The sequence below is a fragment of the Enterobacter sp. 302C9 genome (assembly GCF_034106085.1).
GTDB lineage: Bacteria > Pseudomonadota > Gammaproteobacteria > Enterobacterales > Enterobacteriaceae > Enterobacter > Enterobacter asburiae_B.
The window spans coordinates 613,329-633,113 of sequence record NZ_JAWNBW010000001.1; the positions used below are offsets into that span (position 1 = coordinate 613,329).

14 protein-coding genes are annotated in these 19,785 nt (G+C 55.2%); 10 read left to right on the forward strand and 4 right to left on the reverse strand.

Going from position 1 to position 19,785, the window contains the following annotated elements:
• Nucleotides 1-26: 26 nt before the first annotated feature.
• Complete coding sequence (gene trxB, locus UR289_RS02945) at nucleotides 27-995, reverse strand: thioredoxin-disulfide reductase (protein WP_032638969.1); 969 nt, start codon at nucleotides 993-995, stop codon at nucleotides 27-29.
• Nucleotides 996-1,539: 544 nt separating this feature from the next.
• Between trxB and lrp the strand changes: the two genes are divergently transcribed.
• The 10 genes from lrp (at nucleotide 1,540) to UR289_RS02995 (ending at nucleotide 15,578) form a co-directional block, all read left to right on the forward strand.
• The gene (gene lrp, locus UR289_RS02950) at nucleotides 1,540-2,034 is read left to right on the forward strand and encodes a leucine-responsive transcriptional regulator Lrp (protein ID WP_000228469.1); all 495 of its coding nucleotides are present in this window, start codon (nucleotides 1,540-1,542) and stop codon (nucleotides 2,032-2,034) included.
• A gap of 135 nt (nucleotides 2,035-2,169) precedes the next feature.
• The gene (locus UR289_RS02955; RefSeq protein ID WP_320709132.1) at nucleotides 2,170-5,880 is read left to right on the forward strand and encodes a DNA translocase FtsK 4TM domain-containing protein; all 3,711 of its coding nucleotides are present in this window, start codon (nucleotides 2,170-2,172) and stop codon (nucleotides 5,878-5,880) included.
• Between the two features lie 128 nt (nucleotides 5,881-6,008).
• Nucleotides 6,009-6,623, forward strand: a complete 615-nt coding sequence (gene lolA / locus UR289_RS02960; RefSeq protein WP_023310983.1) for an outer membrane lipoprotein chaperone LolA — start codon at nucleotides 6,009-6,011, stop codon at nucleotides 6,621-6,623.
• Between the two features lie 9 nt (nucleotides 6,624-6,632).
• The gene (gene rarA, locus UR289_RS02965) at nucleotides 6,633-7,976 is read left to right on the forward strand and encodes a replication-associated recombination protein RarA (protein ID WP_033145084.1); all 1,344 of its coding nucleotides are present in this window, start codon (nucleotides 6,633-6,635) and stop codon (nucleotides 7,974-7,976) included.
• A 92-nt stretch (nucleotides 7,977-8,068) separates the two neighbouring features.
• Complete coding sequence (serS, locus tag UR289_RS02970) at nucleotides 8,069-9,361, forward strand: serine--tRNA ligase (protein WP_143347290.1); 1,293 nt, start codon at nucleotides 8,069-8,071, stop codon at nucleotides 9,359-9,361.
• Between the two features lie 211 nt (nucleotides 9,362-9,572).
• On the forward strand, nucleotides 9,573-12,017 hold the full coding sequence (dmsA, locus tag UR289_RS02975) for a dimethylsulfoxide reductase subunit A (protein ID WP_047061493.1): 2,445 nt from the start codon (nucleotides 9,573-9,575) through the stop codon (nucleotides 12,015-12,017).
• 10 nt (nucleotides 12,018-12,027) lie between these two features.
• Nucleotides 12,028-12,645: a DMSO/selenate family reductase complex B subunit gene (locus UR289_RS02980; protein WP_047061494.1), complete on the forward strand. Its 618-nt coding sequence runs from the start codon at nucleotides 12,028-12,030 to the stop codon at nucleotides 12,643-12,645.
• 1 nt (nucleotide 12,646) lies between these two features.
• Nucleotides 12,647-13,510: a dimethyl sulfoxide reductase anchor subunit family protein gene (locus UR289_RS02985; protein ID WP_320709133.1), complete on the forward strand. Its 864-nt coding sequence runs from the start codon at nucleotides 12,647-12,649 to the stop codon at nucleotides 13,508-13,510.
• 274 nt (nucleotides 13,511-13,784) lie between these two features.
• Nucleotides 13,785-14,933 carry an MFS transporter gene (locus UR289_RS02990; RefSeq protein WP_320709134.1) on the forward strand — a complete coding sequence of 383 codons (1,149 nt, stop codon included), beginning with the start codon at nucleotides 13,785-13,787 and terminating at the stop codon, nucleotides 14,931-14,933.
• 123 nt (nucleotides 14,934-15,056) lie between these two features.
• Nucleotides 15,057-15,578, forward strand: a complete 522-nt coding sequence (locus tag UR289_RS02995; RefSeq protein WP_023310990.1) for an anti-virulence regulator CigR family protein — start codon at nucleotides 15,057-15,059, stop codon at nucleotides 15,576-15,578.
• Nucleotides 15,579-15,613: 35 nt separating this feature from the next.
• Here UR289_RS02995 and pflA read toward each other — a convergent pair whose 3' ends face one another.
• The 3 genes from pflA to focA form a co-directional block, all read right to left on the reverse strand.
• Nucleotides 15,614-16,354 (reverse strand): pyruvate formate lyase 1-activating protein, encoded by a 741-nt coding sequence (gene pflA / locus UR289_RS03000; protein WP_023310991.1) that lies wholly within the window; start codon nucleotides 16,352-16,354, stop codon nucleotides 15,614-15,616.
• 204 nt (nucleotides 16,355-16,558) lie between these two features.
• The gene (gene pflB / locus UR289_RS03005) at nucleotides 16,559-18,841 is read right to left on the reverse strand and encodes a formate C-acetyltransferase (protein WP_033145088.1); all 2,283 of its coding nucleotides are present in this window, start codon (nucleotides 18,839-18,841) and stop codon (nucleotides 16,559-16,561) included.
• Between the two features lie 51 nt (nucleotides 18,842-18,892).
• Entirely contained in the window at nucleotides 18,893-19,750 is an 858-nt protein-coding gene (gene focA / locus UR289_RS03010) for a formate transporter FocA (protein WP_008499974.1), read from the reverse strand.
• Nucleotides 19,751-19,785: the final 35 nt, after the last annotated feature.

Here is a 19,785-nt window from a genome sequence, read left to right on the forward strand (position 1 = left end):
TTACGTTTGTTACTGACTTGTAAAGATTATTTACCTTGTTCAGCCAGTCCATCGAGGTAGCGTTCAGCGTCCAGCGCGGCCATACAGCCGGTGCCCGCAGAGGTGATCGCCTGACGATAAATATGGTCCATTACGTCGCCAGCCGCGAACACGCCCGGGATGCTGGTCTGGGTCGCGTTACCGTGAATGCCGGACTGCACTTTGATGTAGCCGTTTTCCAGCTCCAGCTGACCGTCGAAGATCGCGGTGTTCGGGCTGTGACCGATCGCTACGAAAAGACCCGCCACTTCAAGCGTTTCGACGTTATCGGTGTTCTGGGTATCACGAATGCGCAGACCGGCAACGCCCATCTGGTCGCCCGTCACCTCTTCCAGGGTACGGTTGGTGTGCAGCACGATGTTGCCGCTTGCCACTTTATCCATCAGACGTTTGATCAGGATCTTCTCCGCGCGGAAGGTTTCGCGACGGTGGATCAGGTGCACTTCAGAGGCAATGTTCGCCAGGTAGAGCGCTTCTTCCACTGCGGTGTTGCCGCCGCCGATGACCGCGACTTTCTGATTGCGGTAGAAGAAACCGTCACAGGTTGCGCAGGCAGAGACGCCGCGGCCTTTGAACGCTTCTTCGGATGGCAGACCGAGGTAACGGGCAGAGGCGCCGGTGGCGATGATCAGCGCGTCACAGGTGTATTCGCCGCTGTCGCCCGTCAGGCGGAACGGACGGTTCTGCAGATCGACCTTATTGATGTGGTCGAACAGAATTTCAGTTTCGAATTTAGCGGCATGCTCGTGCATACGTTCCATCAGCAGCGGCCCGGTCAGGTCGTTCGGGTCCCCTGGCCAGTTTTCCACTTCGGTGGTGGTGGTCAGCTGACCGCCTTTTTCCATCCCGGTGATGAGTACCGGGTGCAGGTTAGCGCGTGCAGCATAGACCGCTGCGGTATATCCCGCAGGTCCAGAACCAAGGATTAGCAGCTTACTGTGTTTGGCCGTGCCCATGAGATCCCCATTGTTGTTGGCAGACATTTGGCTGGATTGTAGGGAATTTGTTGTCGTAAAAAAAGAGCGCAGCAATTTTGATATCAATCTGTGTAATAGCCACGGGCGATGAATGAGGCGCTATAACATCACGCTTTCGCCTGAAAACCGGTCGTTTGTAAGGCAATAAAATGAGGATTAATACCCTGCCGTAATGAATATCCGGCATGTTGTACTAAAAAACGATGTTTTGCTTTGACAATCCCCTGCGCTTTTGCGAAAACATTCAAGGAAGAAAAAAAACCGCGTTAACCGTATGCCGCATAGGCATGCACGTAAATGCCATTTTTACCGGGTCAGTGAAATCTACGCATGGCGTGGACAGACGCCATACGTGATGTCGGTGACTGCCTTCGGGCAACGGTCTTCTTACCAACAGAACCCGAATCCGCATCGCGTCTAATACAAAACCAGGCGATGTGATGACTAACGGGTACAGGCTCTGAACAGTGATGTGCACAGGGTCCAGGCAGGAGTAGGGAAGGAATACAGAGAGACAATAATAATGGTAGATAGCAAGAAGCGCCCTGGCAAAGATCTCGACCGTATCGATCGTAACATTCTTAATGAATTGCAAAAGGATGGGCGTATTTCCAACGTCGAGCTTTCAAAACGTGTGGGACTTTCCCCGACGCCGTGCCTTGAGCGTGTGCGCCGACTGGAAAGACAGGGTTTCATTCAGGGCTATACTGCTCTGCTGAACCCGCATTATCTGGATGCCTCACTTCTGGTATTTGTTGAGATTACTCTGAATCGTGGTGCGCCGGATGTGTTTGAGCAATTTAACGCCGCTGTACAAAAACTTGAAGAAATTCAAGAGTGTCATCTGGTATCCGGTGATTTCGACTACCTGTTGAAAACCCGTGTGCCTGATATGTCCGCCTACCGTAAGCTGCTGGGGGAAACCCTGCTGCGTCTGCCAGGCGTGAACGACACCCGTACGTATGTGGTGATGGAAGAGGTCAAACAGAGCAATCGTCTGGTTATTAAGACGCGCTAACACGGAACAGGTGCAAAATCAGCGTAGTTTGATTACACTCCTGTTAATCCATACAGCAACAGTGCCGGGGAGTCCCGGCGCTGTTGTCCGTTTTAGCAAAAAGGCAGGATATGCCTGATACCTGGAGAGCCTTTTTTGAGCCAGGAATACACTGAAGACAAAGAAGTCACACTATCGAAGCTAAGCAGCGGACGTCGTCTCCTCGAGGCTTTGCTGATTGTTATTGCCCTTTTTGCCGTCTGGCTGATGGCAGCCTTACTCAGTTTCAACCCCTCAGATCCCAGCTGGTCACAAACTGCATGGCATGAGCCTATCCATAATTTAGGCGGTGTCCCCGGTGCCTGGCTTGCGGACACGCTGTTCTTCATTTTCGGTGTGATGGCCTACACCCTTCCCGTCATTATCATTGGCGGATGCTGGTTTGCGTGGCGTCATCGTCAGAACGATGATTACATCGACTATTTTGCCGTGTCGCTGCGCCTGATTGGCGCGCTGGCGCTGATCCTCACCTCGTGCGGGCTGGCGGCAATCAATGCGGATGATATCTGGTACTTCGCCTCTGGCGGAGTGATCGGCAGTTTACTCAGTTCTGCGCTGCAGCCGATGCTGCACAGCAGCGGCGGCACGCTGGCGCTGCTCTGTATCTGGGCGGCCGGGCTGACGCTGTTTACCGGCTGGTCCTGGGTAAGCATTGCTGAGAAGATCGGAAGTTTTATCCTCACCATTCTGACTTTCGCCAGCAACCGTACCCGCCGTGACGATACGTGGGTTGATGAAGACGAATACGAAGATGAAGAGGAAGATGACGCGCCTGTGCAGCGTCGCGAGTCTCGTCGTGCGCGTATTCTGCGCGGCGCGCTGGCGCGTCGTCAGCGTGTTGCAGAGAAATTTGCCAACCCGCTGGGTCGTAAAACCGATGCGGCGCTCTTCTCCGGTAAACGCATGGATGAAGACGAGCAGGTGGCGTATCGCGCTGCGGGTGTCGCCGTCGATCCTGACGATGTGCTCTTCTCCGGCAGCCGGGCCACTCCGGGTGACTTCGACGAATACGATCCGCTGTTAAATGGCCACTCGGTTACCGAGCCGGTTGCAGCCGCCGCAGCCGCGACGACCGCTGCGCAGGCGTATGCCGCGCCTGTCGATGCCGTGATGCCATCCGCGCCGGTTTCGCCGCCGGAATCCGTTATTCAGCAGCCTCAGGTTGACTGGCAGACTGCGCCAGGCGTTCACACGCCGGAGCCGGTTATCGCACCTGAACCAGAGAGCTACATCCCTGTGCAGCAGGAGCAGTGGCAGCAGCCTTATCAGCCGCCGCAGCCTGCGTATGAACCGCAAGAGTACCCGCACTATGAACAGCCTGTGGCCCAACCTTATCAGGAGTATGTGCCTGAGCCGGTTGAACCTGTGCAGCCTTATGTAGAGCCGCAGCCTGAACCTGAAATCGTGGAAGAGGTAAAACCCTCTCGTCCACCAATGTACTATTTTGAAGAAGTTGAAGAGCGTCGTGCGCGTGAACGCGAGCAGCTGGCGGCCTGGTACCAGCCTGTGCCTGAACCGGTGCAGGAGCCGGTGACGAAAGCGCCTTCTGTTTCCGTTCCACCGATCGACCCGACGCCTGCTGTTGCCCCCGTAGCGGAAAGCGTGAAGCAGGCTACCGCGGCCGCTGCCGTAGCTGCACCTGTCTTTAGCCTGGCAACAGGGGGCACGCCACGTCCTCAGGTGAAGGAGGGGATTGGTCCGCAACTGCCTCGCCCTAACCGCGTTCGCGTTCCAACCCGCCGTGAGCTTGCCTCTTATGGCATCAAGCTGCCTTCCCAGCGTATGGCGGAAGAGAAAGCGCGCGAGCCTGAGTACGAAGATGACGCCGATGAAATGCAGCAGGACGAGCTGGCCCGTCAGTTCGCCGCGCAGCAGAATCAGCGCTACGGTAATGAATACCAGCACGATGAACCTATGCTGGAAGACGAAGAGGACGCGGCTGAAGCAGAATTGGCGCGCCAGTTCGCCGCCACCCAGCAGCAGCGCTATTCCGGTGAACAACCGGCTGGAGCAAATCCGTTCTCGCTGTCTGATTTTGAATTCTCGCCGATGAAGGATCTGGTGGATGATGGCCCTAGCGAGCCTTTATTTACCCCGAGCGTGATGCCGGAAGCGGAGCCTGTGCGCCAGCAGCCAGCACCACAGGCCTACGCGCAGCCGCAGCAGCCTGTTCAGCAGCCGTATGCGCAGCCGCATCAATCTGTTCAGCAACCGCAGCAGCCACCACAGCCGCCGCAGTTCCAGCAGCCTGCGCCTCAGCCGCAGGAAAGTCTGATTCACCCGCTGCTGATGCGTAACGGTGACAGCCGTCCGCTGCAGCGTCCAAGCACTCCGCTGCCGTCGCTGGATCTGTTAACGCCTCCGCCGTCAGAAGTGGAGCCGGTCGATACCTTCGCGCTGGAGCAGATGGCGCGTCTGGTTGAAGCGCGTCTGGCTGACTTCCGCATCAAGGCGGACGTGGTGAACTACTCGCCGGGTCCTGTGATCACCCGTTTTGAACTGAACCTGGCGCCTGGCGTTAAAGCCGCGCGTATTTCCAACCTGTCCCGCGACCTGGCGCGTTCTCTCTCGACCGTGGCGGTACGTGTGGTGGAAGTGATACCGGGCAAACCGTACGTTGGCCTTGAGCTGCCGAACAAGAAACGTCAGACCGTCTACCTGCGTGAAGTGCTGGATAACACCAAATTCCGCGATAACCCGTCCCCGCTGACCGTGGTGTTGGGTAAAGATATCGCTGGCGATCCGGTCGTGGCCGATCTCGCCAAAATGCCTCACCTGCTGGTAGCGGGTACCACCGGTTCCGGTAAGTCTGTCGGTGTGAACGCCATGATCCTCAGCATGCTCTATAAAGCGCAGCCGGAAGATGTGCGTTTCATTATGATCGACCCGAAAATGCTCGAACTGTCGGTCTACGAAGGCATCCCACATTTACTGACCGAAGTGGTCACCGATATGAAGGACGCCGCCAACGCCCTGCGCTGGAGCGTCAACGAGATGGAACGCCGCTACAAGCTGATGTCTGCGTTGGGCGTGCGTAACCTGGCCGGTTATAACGAGAAAATTGCCCAGGCTGTGCGCATGGGGCGTCCGATCCCGGATCCTTACTGGAAGCCGGGTGACAGCATGGATGCCCAGCATCCGGTGCTGGAAAAACTGCCTTATATCGTCGTGCTGGTCGATGAATTCGCTGACCTGATGATGACCGTCGGTAAGAAAGTAGAAGAGCTGATTGCCCGTCTGGCGCAGAAAGCGCGTGCGGCCGGTATTCACCTTGTGCTGGCGACCCAGCGTCCTTCCGTGGACGTGATCACTGGTCTTATCAAAGCGAACATCCCGACGCGTATCGCCTTTACCGTATCCAGTAAAATTGACTCCCGTACCATTCTTGACCAGGGCGGCGCAGAATCGCTGCTGGGTATGGGTGACATGCTCTATTCAGGCCCGAACTCCACCTCTCCGGTGCGTGTCCACGGTGCGTTCGTCCGCGATGAGGAAGTTCACGCCGTCGTGCAGGACTGGAAAGCGCGCGGTCGTCCGCAATACGTTGACGGTATTACCAGCGACACGGAAAGCGAAGGCGGCGGCGGTGGCTTCGACGGCGGCGAAGAGCTGGATCCGTTATTCGATCAGGCGGTTAACTTCGTTACCGAAAAACGCAAAGCGTCCATCTCAGGCGTGCAGCGTCAGTTCCGCATCGGCTATAACCGCGCGGCGCGCATCATCGAGCAAATGGAAGCGCAGGGTATTGTGAGCGAGCAGGGGCATAACGGTAACCGCGAGGTGCTGGCGTCGCCGCCGTTTGATTAACCTTCAGCGATTGCAAAGAAGGGTAAATCAGCCAAAATTAAGCATTTTCTTCTGTCGCCTGCCTTCGGGCAGGTCCAGAATAGAAGACGGAAACCCCATATCGGGAAGACGTATTTTAAGGAATAACAATGAAAAAAATCGCCATCGCCTGTGCATTACTCACCAGTTTTGTCGCCAGCAGCGTCTGGGCTGATGCAGCCAGCGACCTTAAAAGCCGACTGGATAAAGTAAGCAGCTTCCACGCCAGCTTCACGCAAAAAGTGACTGACGGCAGCGGCAACGCGGTGCAGGAAGGTCAGGGAGATTTGTGGGTAAAACGCCCAAATCTGTTCAACTGGCACATGACCCAGCCGGATGAGAGCATCTTGGTGTCTGACGGCAAAACCTTATGGTTCTTCAACCCGTTCGTTGAGCAGGCAACGGCGACCTGGCTGAAAGATGCCACCAGCAATACGCCTTTTATGCTGATTGCCCGTAACCAGTCCAGCGACTGGCAGCAGTACAATATTAAACAGACGGGTGACGAGTTTGTCCTGACGCCGAAAGGCAGTAACGGCAACCTGAAGCAGTTCACCATTAACGTAAGCACCAACGGTACGATTAATCAGTTTGGCGCGGTTGAGCAGGACGATCAGCGCAGCAGCTACCAGCTCAAGTCTCAGCAAAACGGCGCCGTTGATGCATCGAAATTCACCTTTACCCCGCCGCAGGGCGTAACGGTGGACGACCAACGCAATAAGTAAGAGGCGTGAGTGGGCAATCTGTCGCTCGATTTTTCAGATAACGCGTTTCAACCTCTGGCCGCCCGTATGCGGCCAGAAAATTTAGCGCAGTACATCGGCCAGCAACATCTGCTGGCTGCCGGTAAGCCATTGCCGCGCGCCATTGAGGCCGGGCATCTTCACTCCATGATCCTCTGGGGCCCCCCGGGCACCGGCAAGACCACGCTTGCAGAAGTTATCGCCCGCTATGCCAACGCGGACGTTGAACGTATCTCGGCGGTCACCTCCGGCGTGAAAGAGATCCGTGAGGCGATCGAGCGTGCGCGGCAGAACCGCAACGCCGGGCGGCGCACCATCCTCTTCGTGGACGAAGTCCACCGCTTCAACAAGAGCCAGCAGGATGCCTTCCTGCCGCATATTGAAGACGGCACGATCTTCTTCATCGGTGCGACCACCGAAAACCCATCGTTTGAACTGAACTCGGCGCTGCTTTCCCGCGCGCGCGTTTACCTGCTCAAATCGCTGACCACCGAAGATATCGAAAAGGTTCTCACCCAGGCGATGGACGACAAAGCGCGCGGCTACGGCGGGCAGGATATCGTTCTGCCTGACGACACGCGTCGTGCGATTGCCGAGCTGGTCAACGGCGATGCGCGTCGGGCGCTGAACACGCTGGAAATGATGGCCGATATGGCCGAAATCGACGATGCCGGGAAGCGGGTGCTGAAACCGGAACTGCTCACCGAAATTGCGGGGGAGCGCAGCGCGCGTTTCGATAACAAAGGCGACCGTTTTTACGACCTGATCTCGGCTCTGCATAAGTCCGTGCGCGGCAGCGCGCCGGATGCGGCGCTTTACTGGTACGCGCGCATTATCACTGCGGGCGGCGATCCTTTATATGTCGCGCGTCGCTGTCTGGCGATTGCGTCAGAAGATGTCGGCAATGCCGATCCTCGCGCCATGCAGGTTGCGCTGTCGGCCTGGGACTGCTTCACCCGCGTTGGACCTGCGGAAGGCGAACGTGCCATTGCGCAGGCGATTGTTTATCTGGCCTGCGCGCCGAAAAGCAATGCGGTTTATACCGCCTTTAAAGCGGCGATGTCCGACGCGCGTGAACGTCCGGACTACGATGTGCCGGTTCACCTGCGTAACGCGCCGACCAAACTGATGAAAGAGATGGGATATGGGCAGGAGTATCGTTACGCTCATGATGAACCCAATGCCTACGCTGCCGGGGAGGAATATTTCCCGCAGGAGATGGCACAAACGCGCTATTATCACCCCACAAACAGAGGTCTTGAAGGCAAGATTGGTGAAAAGCTCACCTGGCTCGCCGGACAGGATCAAAATAGCCCTATAAAACGCTACCGTTAGTTCAATCGTTGCGGTAATGTTGGCAATGTATCCTTGTGGCCGCAGGCTGTGGTCACATTTTCCTATTTTAATTCGATAAGCACAGGATAAGCATGCTCGATCCCAATCTGCTGCGTAATGAGCCAGACGCAGTCGCTGAAAAACTGGCACGCCGGGGCTTTAAGCTGGATGTAGATAAGCTGCGCGCTCTCGAAGAGCGTCGTAAAGTTCTGCAGGTACAAACTGAAAATCTGCAGGCAGAGCGTAACTCTCGATCGAAATCCATCGGCCAGGCGAAAGCGCGCGGGGAAGATATTGAGCCATTACGCCTGGAAGTGAACAAACTGGGTGAAGAACTGGATCAGGCGAAAGCTGAGCTGGACGTTCTTCAGGCCGAGATTCGTGATATTGCCCTGGCTATCCCGAATATTCCTGACGACAGCGTGCCTGTCGGCAAAGATGAAAACGACAACGTTGAAGTGAAACGCTGGGGTACGCCTCGTGAGTTTGACTTCGAAGTGCGCGATCACGTGACGCTGGGCGAAATGCACGCGGGCCTGGACTTTGCGGCAGCGGTTAAGCTGACCGGCTCCCGTTTTGTGGTGATGAAAGGCCAGATTGCCCATCTGCACCGCGCGCTGGCTCAGTTCATGCTGGATCTGCACACCGAGCAGCATGGCTACAGCGAAACCTACGTGCCGTATCTGGTCAACCACGATACGCTGTACGGTACGGGCCAGCTGCCGAAATTTGCTGGCGATCTGTTCCATACCCGTCCGCTGGACGAGGAAGCAGACAGCAGCAACTACGCGCTGATCCCAACCGCTGAAGTGCCGCTGACTAACCTCGTGCGTGATGAGATCATCGATGAAGACGACCTGCCAATTAAACTGACGGCACATTCACCGTGCTTCCGCTCTGAAGCAGGTTCTTACGGTCGCGACACGCGCGGTCTGATCCGTATGCACCAGTTCGACAAAGTTGAGATGGTGCAGATCGTCCGTCCTGAAGCGTCCATGGACGCGCTGGAAGAGATGACCGGCCACGCTGAGAAAGTGCTGGAGCTGCTGGGCCTGCCGTACCGTCGTATGGCCCTGTGCACCGGTGATATGGGCTTTGGCGCCTGCAAAACCTTCGATCTGGAAGTGTGGGTGCCTGCTCAGAACACCTATCGTGAGATCTCCTCCTGCTCTAACGTCTGGGATTTCCAGGCGCGTCGTATGCAGGCACGCTGCCGCAGCAAATCTGACAAGAAAACCCGTCTGGTGCATACCCTGAACGGTTCTGGTCTGGCTGTGGGCCGTACGCTGGTTGCCGTGCTGGAAAACTACCAGCAGGCAGACGGTCGTATTGAGATCCCTGAAGTGCTGCGTCCATACATGAAAGGCCAGCAGTACATCGGCTAATTCTTTGCCTCACAACAAAAAAGCGCCTTTGGGCGCTTTTTTTATGCCTCTGAATTGACACGACGCAATACCCCCTCACTCTAAAGTAGTAATACTCCTCCGAATGAAAGTCAGCATAAAAAGCTGATTAGGTAAAAATTCGTTGTATATAAAACTACATAGCGGTTTGCGCCGCCACTCTTTTCTTTGTGAGCAACCAAAGTGAGTCTCTATGAAAATCAACGCGCCTGAAGCATTAATGGCTGCCGAGGTCACTCGCCGTGGGTTGATGAAAACCACGGCAATAGGCGGCCTGGCCGTAGCCAGCAGCGCCTTCACGCTTCCTTTTACCCGACTGGCCTCAGCGGCGGATGCACTATCCCCAGCCTCAGCTCCGGAAAAAGTGGTGTGGAGTGCCTGTACCGTAAACTGCGGTAGCCGTTGTCCGCTGCGTATGCATGTGGTGGACGGCGAAATAAAATATGTCGAAACCGACAATACCGGGGACGATAACTATGAAGGGTTACATCAGGTTCGCGCCTGCTTGCGCGGCCGCTCCATGCGTCGTCGCGTGTATAATCCGGACCGCCTGAAATATCCGATGAAGCGCGTCGGTAAGCGTGGGGAAGGGAAGTTCGAGCGGATTAGCTGGGATGAAGCCTACGACATTATCGCCACCAATATGCAGCGCCTTATCAAAGAGTATGGCAACGAATCCATCTACCTGAACTACGGCACCGGGACGCTCGGCGGTACGCTGACCCGCTCCTGGCCACCGGGTAAAACGCTGGTGGCACGTCTGATGAACTGCTGCGGTGGTTATCTTAATCACTATGGTGACTACTCATCGGCGCAGATTGCTGCGGGCCTGAACTACACCTACGGCGGCTGGGCGGACGGCAACAGCCCGTCCGATATCGAAAACAGTAAGTTGGTCGTCCTGTTCGGTAACAACCCGGGCGAAACCCGCATGAGCGGCGGCGGGGTAACCTATTACCTCGAACAGGCCCGCGCCAAATCCAATGCCCGCATGATCATTATCGATCCGCGCTATACCGACACCGGCGCCGGACGTGAAGACGAGTGGATCCCAATCCGTCCGGGTACCGATGCAGCGCTGGTCTCGGCGCTTGCGTGGGTAATGATCACAGAAAACCTCGTCGATCAGCCTTTCCTGGATAAATACTGCGTCGGCTATGACGAGAAAACCCTGCCAGCCAGCGCGCCTGCTAACGGTCATTACAAAGCCTATATTCTCGGGCAGGGCAGCGACGGCGTGGCGAAAACGCCCGAGTGGGCGTCCACCATCACCGGTATTCCGCCCGAGCGTATCGTTCAGCTGGCGCGTGAGATTGGCTCGGCCAAACCGGCCTACATCAGCCAGGGCTGGGGACCGCAGCGCCATGCGAACGGCGAAATCGCGACTCGCGCCATCTCCATGCTCTCCATTCTGACCGGCAACGTCGGTATTCACGGCGGTAACACCGGCGCGCGTGAAGGCTCGTATGAAGTGCCGTTCGAACGCATGCCGACGCTGGATAACCCGGTTCAGACCAGCATCTCCATGTTTATGTGGACCGATGCGATCGAACGTGGTCCTGAAATGACCGCCCTGCGCGACGGCGTGCGCGGCAAGGACAAGTTGGACGTGCCGATCAAGATGATCTGGAACTATGCCGGTAACTGTCTCATCAACCAGCACTCCGAAATCAACCGCACCCATGAAATCCTGCAGGATGATAAGAAGTGCGAGATGATTGTGGTCATCGACTGCCACATGACCTCCTCGGCGAAATATGCCGATATCCTGCTGCCGGACTGCACGGCCTCTGAGCAGATGGATTTCGCGCTGGATGCCTCCTGCGGCAACATGTCCTATGTGATCTTTACCGACCAGGCGATTAAACCGCGCTTCGAGTGCAAAACCATTTATGAGATGACCTCTGAGCTGGCGAAACGTCTTGGCGTTGAGCAGCAGTTTACCGAGGGGCGTACTCAGGAAGGGTGGATGCGCCATCTGCATGAACTCTCCCGTAAGGCGGTCCCTGACCTGCCGGATTTCGATACCTTCCGCAAGCAGGGTATGTACAAACAGCGCGATCCGGAAGGGCACCACGTGGCGTACAAAGCGTTCCGTGAAGATCCGCAGGCGAACCCGCTGACCACGCCGTCGGGCAAAATCGAAATCTACTCAGAAGAGCTGGCAAAAATCGCGTCGACCTGGGAGCTGCCGGAAGGGGACGTTATCGATCCGCTGCCGATCTACACGCCAGGTTTCGAGAACTATAACGATCCGCTGACGGCGAAATTCCCGCTGCAGCTGACAGGTTTCCACTACAAAGCGCGCGTGCACTCCACCTACGGTAACGTCGACGTACTCAAGGCCGCCTGCCGTCAGGAGATGTGGATCAACCCGATGGATGCCAAAGCACGCGGCATCAGCAATGGCGATCGCGTGCGTATCTTCAACGGCCGCGGCGAGGTGCACATTGAGGCCAAAGTGACGCCGCGCATGATGCCAGGCGTGGTGGCGCTGGGGGAAGGGGCCTGGTACAACCCTGATGCCAACCGCATCGACCAGGCGGGCAGTATTAACGTGCTGACCACGCAGCGTCCGTCGCCGCTGGCGAAGGGCAACCCATCCCACACAAACCTTGTCCAGGTTGAAAAGGTTTAAGGAGTAGCCGATGACAACCCAGTATGGATTTTTTATCGATTCCAGCCGTTGCACCGGGTGCAAAACCTGCGAGCTGGCCTGTAAAGATTACAAAGACCTGACTCCTGACGTCAGCTTCCGCCGCATCTACGAATACGCCGGGGGCGACTGGCAGGAAGATAACGGCGTCTGGCATCAGAACGTCTTTGCCTATTACCTGTCGATTGCCTGTAACCACTGTGAAGATCCGGCCTGCACCAAGGTCTGCCCGAGTGGGGCGATGCACAAGCGTGAAGACGGTTTTGTGGTGGTGAACGAAGATGTCTGCATCGGCTGTCGGTACTGCCACATGGCGTGCCCGTACGGCGCGCCGCAGTACAACGCCGCCAAAGGTCATATGACCAAATGCGACGGTTGCCACACCCGCGTGGCGGACGGCAAAAAGCCGATTTGCGTCGAGTCCTGTCCGCTGCGCGCGCTGGACTTCGGCCCGATTGAAGAGCTGCGTCAAAAACACGGTCAGCTTGCCGCAGTGGCACCGCTGCCGTCTGCGCACTTCACGAAGCCGAGCATTGTGATTAAACCTAACGCCAACAGCCGTCCTACAGGTGACACCACCGGCTACCTGGCAAATCCGAAGGAGGTGTGAGATGGGAAGTGGATGGCATGAATGGCCGCTGATGATCTTCACGGTCTTTGGCCAGTGCGTGGCGGGCGGTTTCATTGTGCTCGCGCTGGCGCTGCTGAAGGGGAATCTCAATGCCGAACAGCAGCAGCGTTTAGTGTTGAGCATGTTTGGCCTGTGGGTGCTGATGGGAATGGGCTTTATCGCCTCTACGCTGCACCTGGGTTCGCCGATGCGCGCGTTTAACTCTCTGAACCGCGTTGGGGCATCGTCCCTCAGTAACGAGATTGCCAGCGGGGCAATTTTCTTTGCCGTCGGTGGGCTGGGCTGGCTGCTGGCCGCTTTGAAGAAATTGCCTGCGGGTCTGCGCAGCCTGTGGCTGATCGTGACCATGGTGCTGGGCGTGGTGTTCGTGTGGATGATGGTGCGCGTCTATAACACCATCGATACCGTTCCAACCTGGTACAGCGTCTGGACGCCGATGAGCTTCTTCCTGACGATGTTTATCGGCGGGCCGCTGCTGGGCTACCTGCTGCTGCGCGTGGCGGGCGTAGACGGGTGGGCAATGCGTTTGCTGCCGGCTGTTTCGCTGCTGGCGCTGGTGGTGAGTGCGATGGTCGCCCTGATGCAGGGTGCCGAACTGGCAACCATTCACAGCTCTATCCAGCAGGCTTCTGCCCTGGTGCCGGACTACGGTTCTCTGATGGCCTGGCGCATCGTTCTGCTGGTCGCGGCGTTGGTATTCTGGATTGCTCCTCAGCTCAAAGGTTATCAGCCCGCGCTGCCGTTGCTGTCACTGGCCTTTGTGCTGGTCCTGGCGGGTGAACTGATTGGCCGCGGTGTGTTCTACGGGTTGCATATGACCGTAGGTATGGCTATCGCCAGTTAACGTTGCATTGAGTTATATCAAGCCGGGTCTGAGTGCCCGGCTTTTCTTTTTTCGATCATGAAATTTTTCGACTGTCGTTTTGTTTTAATTTCGCTCATTAATAAATAAAAACAGACACATAATTAATATCTATAGCAGGCGTGGCATTAGCAGGATAAGTTTTTTAAATCGACAGGGAACATATTGTGCGAGGCGGCTAAATCAGTGGATTGACTTTGGTTTTGCCAGTGGCATGATGCGCACGAAATCTGAACTTCCTCACGGTTTTTAATCCATGACCACCTATACCCGGCCAGTGCTTCTGTTGCTTTGTGGCCTGCTTCTGTTGACCCTGGCGATCGCAGTGTTAAATACGCTCGTCCCGCTATGGCTCGCCCATGAAAACTTACCGACCTGGCAGGTGGGTATGGTCAGCTCGTCCTTTTTTACCGGGAACCTGCTGGGTACGCTAATGACCGGGAGCCTGATTAAGCGCTTTGGCTTTAATCGCAGCTATTATCTGGCTTCGCTGATTTTCGCCGCCGGGTGTGCCGGGCTGGGCCTGATGGTCGGCTTCTGGAGCTGGATGGCGTGGCGCTTTATCGCTGGCGTAGGCTGCGCGATGATTTGGGTAGTGGTTGAAAGTGCGCTGATGTGCAGCGGCACCTCCCGCAACCGCGGACGCCTGCTGGCGGCCTATATGATGGTTTACTACATCGGCACCGTGCTGGGTCAACTGATGGTCAGCAAGCTGCCAACCGACCTGATGAGCGTTCTGCCGTGGGTAACGGGCATGGTGCTCGCTGCGATCCTGCCGCTGCTCTTCACGCGCATTGTGAACCAGAACAGCGAGCATCAGGAAGCGACCCACGTCTGGCCGATGCTCAGACTCCGTCAGGCGCGTCTTGGCGTTAACGGCTGCATTATCTCGGGGATTGTACTGGGCTCGCTCTACGGCCTGATGCCGCTTTATCTGAATCATCAGGGCGTCAGCGATTCCGGAATTGGTTTCTGGATGGCGGTCATGGTGAGTGCGGGGATCGTCGGGCAGTGGCCGATTGGCCGACTGGCGGATCGTTTCGGCCGTCTGCTGGTGCTGCGCGTTCAGGTCTTTGTGGTCATCATGGGATGCCTTGCCATGCTCAGCAACGCCGCGATGGCGCCTGCGCTGTTTATTCTCGGGGCGGCTGGCTTTACGCTCTATCCGGTCGCGATGGCCTGGGCCTGTGAGAAAGTTGAACATCACCAGCTGGTAGCAATGAACCAGGCGCTGTTACTGAGCTATACCATCGGCAGCTTATTAGGCCCGACGTTTACCGCGATGCTGATGCAGAATTACTCTGATAATTTATTGTTTATCATGATCGCCAGCGTATCGTTTATTTATCTCTTAATGCTGCTGCGCAAAGTGGGCGAACACCCAACGCCTGTGGCTCATGCCTGATTAATTAAAAGCCTGTCGATGACAGGCTTTTTTGTCCCTGTCACAACTAAGAGTTTTACTTATTGTTTGTTTATTGCGCCAGGCGATAATTCATGTGAGTCCTACCACTATAAGGCAGCAATCATGTCTATTCGTCGTTTTTCCACTACCGCGCTTGCCGTAGTGTTGTCTTTAACGTTTGCAACGGCTCCGGTCATGGCTAATCCTGGAAACGGGAATGGCGGTGGTCACGGAAACGGTGGCGGGCAAGGTAATGGCGGTAATCATGGTAACGGGAATTCTGGTAACCATGGCAATAAGCAAAATAACGGTCAGGATAACCCAGGAAAATCGGATAAAAGCTTTAAAAGCAGTAAAGATGTCGGCAACGATGTCGACGCTCGCGTGAGCTTCGATCATGCCCGCCATCTGGCGCTGAATTATGGCTTAACGGGCTATGACTCTCTGCCTCCGGGTATCGCGAAAAACCTGGCGCGCGGTAAGCCGTTGCCTCCGGGCATTGCGAAGAAAACCGTGCCGGCCTCAATGCTGGGTCAGCTTCCTTCCTACCCTGGCTATGAATGGCGCGTGGTCGGAGACGACCTGGTCTTAATTGCGCTGAGTACAGCCATTGTGACGTCCGTTATTAACGGCGTCTTTAAATAGAATATAAAAAGGCCCGGTTTTCACCGGGCTTTTCTTTAATACATCACCTTGTGGCCGTACTGTTCAAGAATACCTTTGACGCGTTCCATCGTCTCTTTTTTTGGCGGCTTCACGCCATCAAGTTTGTACTCTTCGCCCATCGCCACCCATTTATGTTTACCCAGCTCGTGATAGGGCAGAAGCTCGATTTTCTCGACGTTGCCCATGTCGCGGGTAAATTCCCCCAGGCGGTGCGCGGAGTCGTCATCATCTGACCAGCCGGGAACCACCACGTAGCGGATCCAGGTTTTGATGCCTTTATCGGCAATGTATTTGGCAAATTCCAGCGTGCGGTGGTTTGAGACGCCAACCAGGTTCTGGTGGATCTCATCGTTCATCTGTTTAAGATCGAGCATCACCAGATCGGTCACTTCAAGCAGCTCGTCGATAACCGGATCGTAGCGGCGCACAAAGCCGTTGGTGTCGAGGCAGGTATGAATGCCTTCTTTATGGCAGGCGCGGAACCAGTCGCGGACAAATTCGGCCTGCAGAATGGCTTCACCGCCGGATGCGGTGACGCCGCCGCCGGACGCGTTCATAAAGTGGCGGTAGGTCACCACCTCTTTCATCAAGTCTTCAACGGTCACTTCTTTACCGCCGTGCGTATCCCAGGTGTCACGGTTATGGCAGTACAGGCAGCGCATCAGGCAGCCCTGGAAAAAGGTGATGAAACGGATACCCGGGCCATCGACGGTGCCACAGGATTCAAAGGAGTGAATGCGACCAATAATTGACATTGCGGTGATATCTCCAGCATCGGCCCGTCCGGGGCCTGAGTATGCACAGCTCAAAGCCGGCTGTGTTGAAGTCTGTTTTGGCTGATATCCATAGAGTATAGATAGCGGACAAAAGAGACTGAGGTGGAGAGGGTGCTAAAAAGGCCCCACTGACGTGGAGCCTTTATTGTACGCTTTTTAACGCGTGATTTCAGTCAATTCCAGTTACATGGACTGAGTGAAAGTACGGGTGATAACGTCCTGCTGCTGTTCTTTAGTCAGGGAGTTAAAACGTACTGCGTAGCCAGATACGCGGATGGTCAGCTGAGGATATTTCTCAGGGTGTTCCATCGCGTCGAGCAGCATTTCACGGTTCATGACGTTCACGTTCAGGTGCTGACCACCTTCGATGGACGCTTCGTGGTGGAAGTAACCATCCATCAGACCCGCGAGGTTAGTTTTACGCACTTCGTCGTCTTTACCCAGCGCGTTTGGCACGATAGAGAAGGTATAAGAGATACCATCTTTCGCGTAAGCAAACGGCAGTTTAGCAACGGAGGTCAGAGAGGCAACCGCACCTTTCTGGTCACGACCGTGCATTGGGTTAGCACCTGGGCCAAATGGCGCGCCAGCACGACGACCGTCTGGGGTGTTACCGGTTTTCTTACCATACACAACGTTAGAGGTGATGGTCAGAACAGACTGAGTCGGGATAGCGTTACGGTAAGTAGTCAGTTTCTGAATTTTCTTCATGAAACGTTCTACCAGGTCAACCGCCATGTCATCAACGCGAGAGTCGTTGTTACCAAACTGCGGATATTCACCTTCGATTTCGAAGTCTACAGCCAGGCCGTCTTCGTCACGAATTGGTTTAACTTTCGCATATTTGATTGCAGACAGGGAGTCAGCAGCAACGGACAGACCAGCGATACCACACGCCATGGTGCGGATAACGTCACGGTCGTGCAGCGCCATCAGAGAGGCTTCGTAGCTGTACTTGTCGTGCATGTAGTGGATTACGTTCAGCGCAGTGACATACTGTTTAGCCAGCCAGTCCATGAAGTGATCCATACGTTCCATCACTTCGTCGAAGTTCAGAACGTCGCCTTTGATCGGCTCAGACTTAGGACCAACCTGCATTTTCAGTTTTTCATCAACGCCGCCGTTGATTGCGTACAGCATGGTTTTCGCCAGGTTTGCACGCGCACCGAAGAACTGCATTTGTTTACCAACAACCATTGGGCTTACGCAGCAAGCGATAGCGTAATCGTCGTTGTTGAAGTCCGGACGCATCAGGTCATCGTTCTCGTACTGCAGAGAAGAGGTATCGATGGACACTTTAGCGGCGAATTTCTTGAAGTTCAGAGGCAGTTTTTCAGACCACAGAACGGTGATGTTCGGCTCCGGAGAAGGACCCATGGTGTAAAGGGTGTTCAGGAAGCGGAAGCTGTTTTTGGTTACCAGAGTACGGCCGTCAACGCCCATACCACCGATTGATTCTGTTGCCCAGATTGGGTCACCAGAGAACAGCTCATCGTATTCAGGAGTACGCAGGAAGCGAACCATACGCAGTTTCATGACCAGGTGGTCAATCATTTCCTGAGCGTCTTGCTCGGTGATTTTGCCTGCTTTGATGTCGCGTTCGATGTACGCATCCAGGAAGGTGGATACGCGACCAAAGGACATTGCTGCACCGTTCTGAGACTTAACAGCGGCCAGGTAGCCGAAGTAGGTCCACTGGATAGCTTCCTGAGCGTTGGTAGCCGGACCAGAGATATCGCAGCCATATTTTGCTGCCATCTCTTTGATCTGACCCAGCGCGCGGTGCTGTTCAGCGATTTCTTCACGCAGACGGATAGTCGCTTCCAGGTTTACGCCGTTTTCCAGATCGGACTGCAGGGAAACAAACTGCGCGTACTTGTCTTTCATCAGGAAGTCGATACCGTACAGCGCAACGCGACGGTAGTCACCGATGATACGGCCACGGCCATACGCATCTGGCAGACCAGTCAGAACGCCAGATTTACGGCAGTTCAGAATGTCTTTGGTGTAAACATCGAATACGCCCTGGTTGTGGGTTTTGCGGTATTCGGTGAAGATTTTTTTCAGCATTGGGTCCAGCTCGCGGTTATACGCTTTGCAGGAACCTTCAACCATTTTGATACCACCGAACGGGATGATTGCGCGTTTCAGTGGTGCTTCAGTCTGCAGACCAACGATTTTCTCAAGGGCTTTGTTGATGTAGCCAGCATCGTGAGAAGTGATGGTGGAAGCAACGGAGGTGTCAAAATCAACTGGCGCGTGAGTGCGGTTTTCCAGTTTAACGCCTTCCATTACGCTGTCCCACAGCTTGGTGGTCGCGTCAGTTGCGCCAGCCAGGAAGGATTCGTCACCTTCATACGGGGTATAGTTTTTCTGAATGAAGTCACGTACGTTTACTTCATTCTGCCAGTCACCTTTCGCAAAACCTTCCCAGGCTGTGGCTAACTTTTCATTAAGCTCGGACATGTAACACCTACCTTCTTAAGTGGATTTTTTATTTACTGCCTGAGAAAACCATCAATGATGATCGTCGCCACGCAGGTAAATGACCCAGTATGTCAACCCAACTAACAGACCCCCACCGATAATGTTCCCGATAGTGACAGGGATCAGGTTATCAGTAATGAAATTCATAATAGTCAGGTGAGAGAAACTTTCCGGGGATGAACCAACTGCGGTCCAGAACTCCGGGCTTGCAAAGTCGCGGATGACAATGCCCATTGGGATCATGAACATATTCGCGATACTGTGCTCAAAGCCGCTGGCAACAAACATCGCAACCGGCAGAACCATAATTAAGGCTTTGTCCATCAGGCTACGACCCGAGTAGCTCATCCATACAGCCAGGCAGACCATCAGGTTAGCGAGGATGCCGAGAGCAACGGCTTCGATAAATGTGTGGTGCATTTTGTGGTCGGCGGTTTGCAGGACGTTAAGGCCCCAGCCACCGTTGGCGGTCATGTACTCGCCAGAAAGCCACATCAACAAAACAAAGAGCAGACAGCCAACCAGGTTACCCACGTAGACGTTAAGCCAGTTGCGTGCCAGCTGACCCCAGGTAATTCTTCCGCTGGCCTTTGCCACGACAATCAGCACCGTTGAGGTGAACAGGTCGGCGCCGCAGATGACGCAGAGAATCAGACCCAGTGAGAAGCAAATGCCGCCAATCAGTTTGGCCATGCCGAAAGGCATTCCGGCAGTACCGGTGGTGGCGGTGATGTAGAAGACGAAAGCGATAGAGATGAACACACCAGCCGTGATCGCCAGATAGAACGTCTTCATCGGGTGTTTCGTTGCTTTATAGACACCCGCTTCTTCGGCAACTTTGGCCATCGCAGCAGGGAGTAAAAGATCAAAAGGGTTGTCAGCTTTCACACTAACTCTCTCTTTATTAAGTCGGCGACGAGATA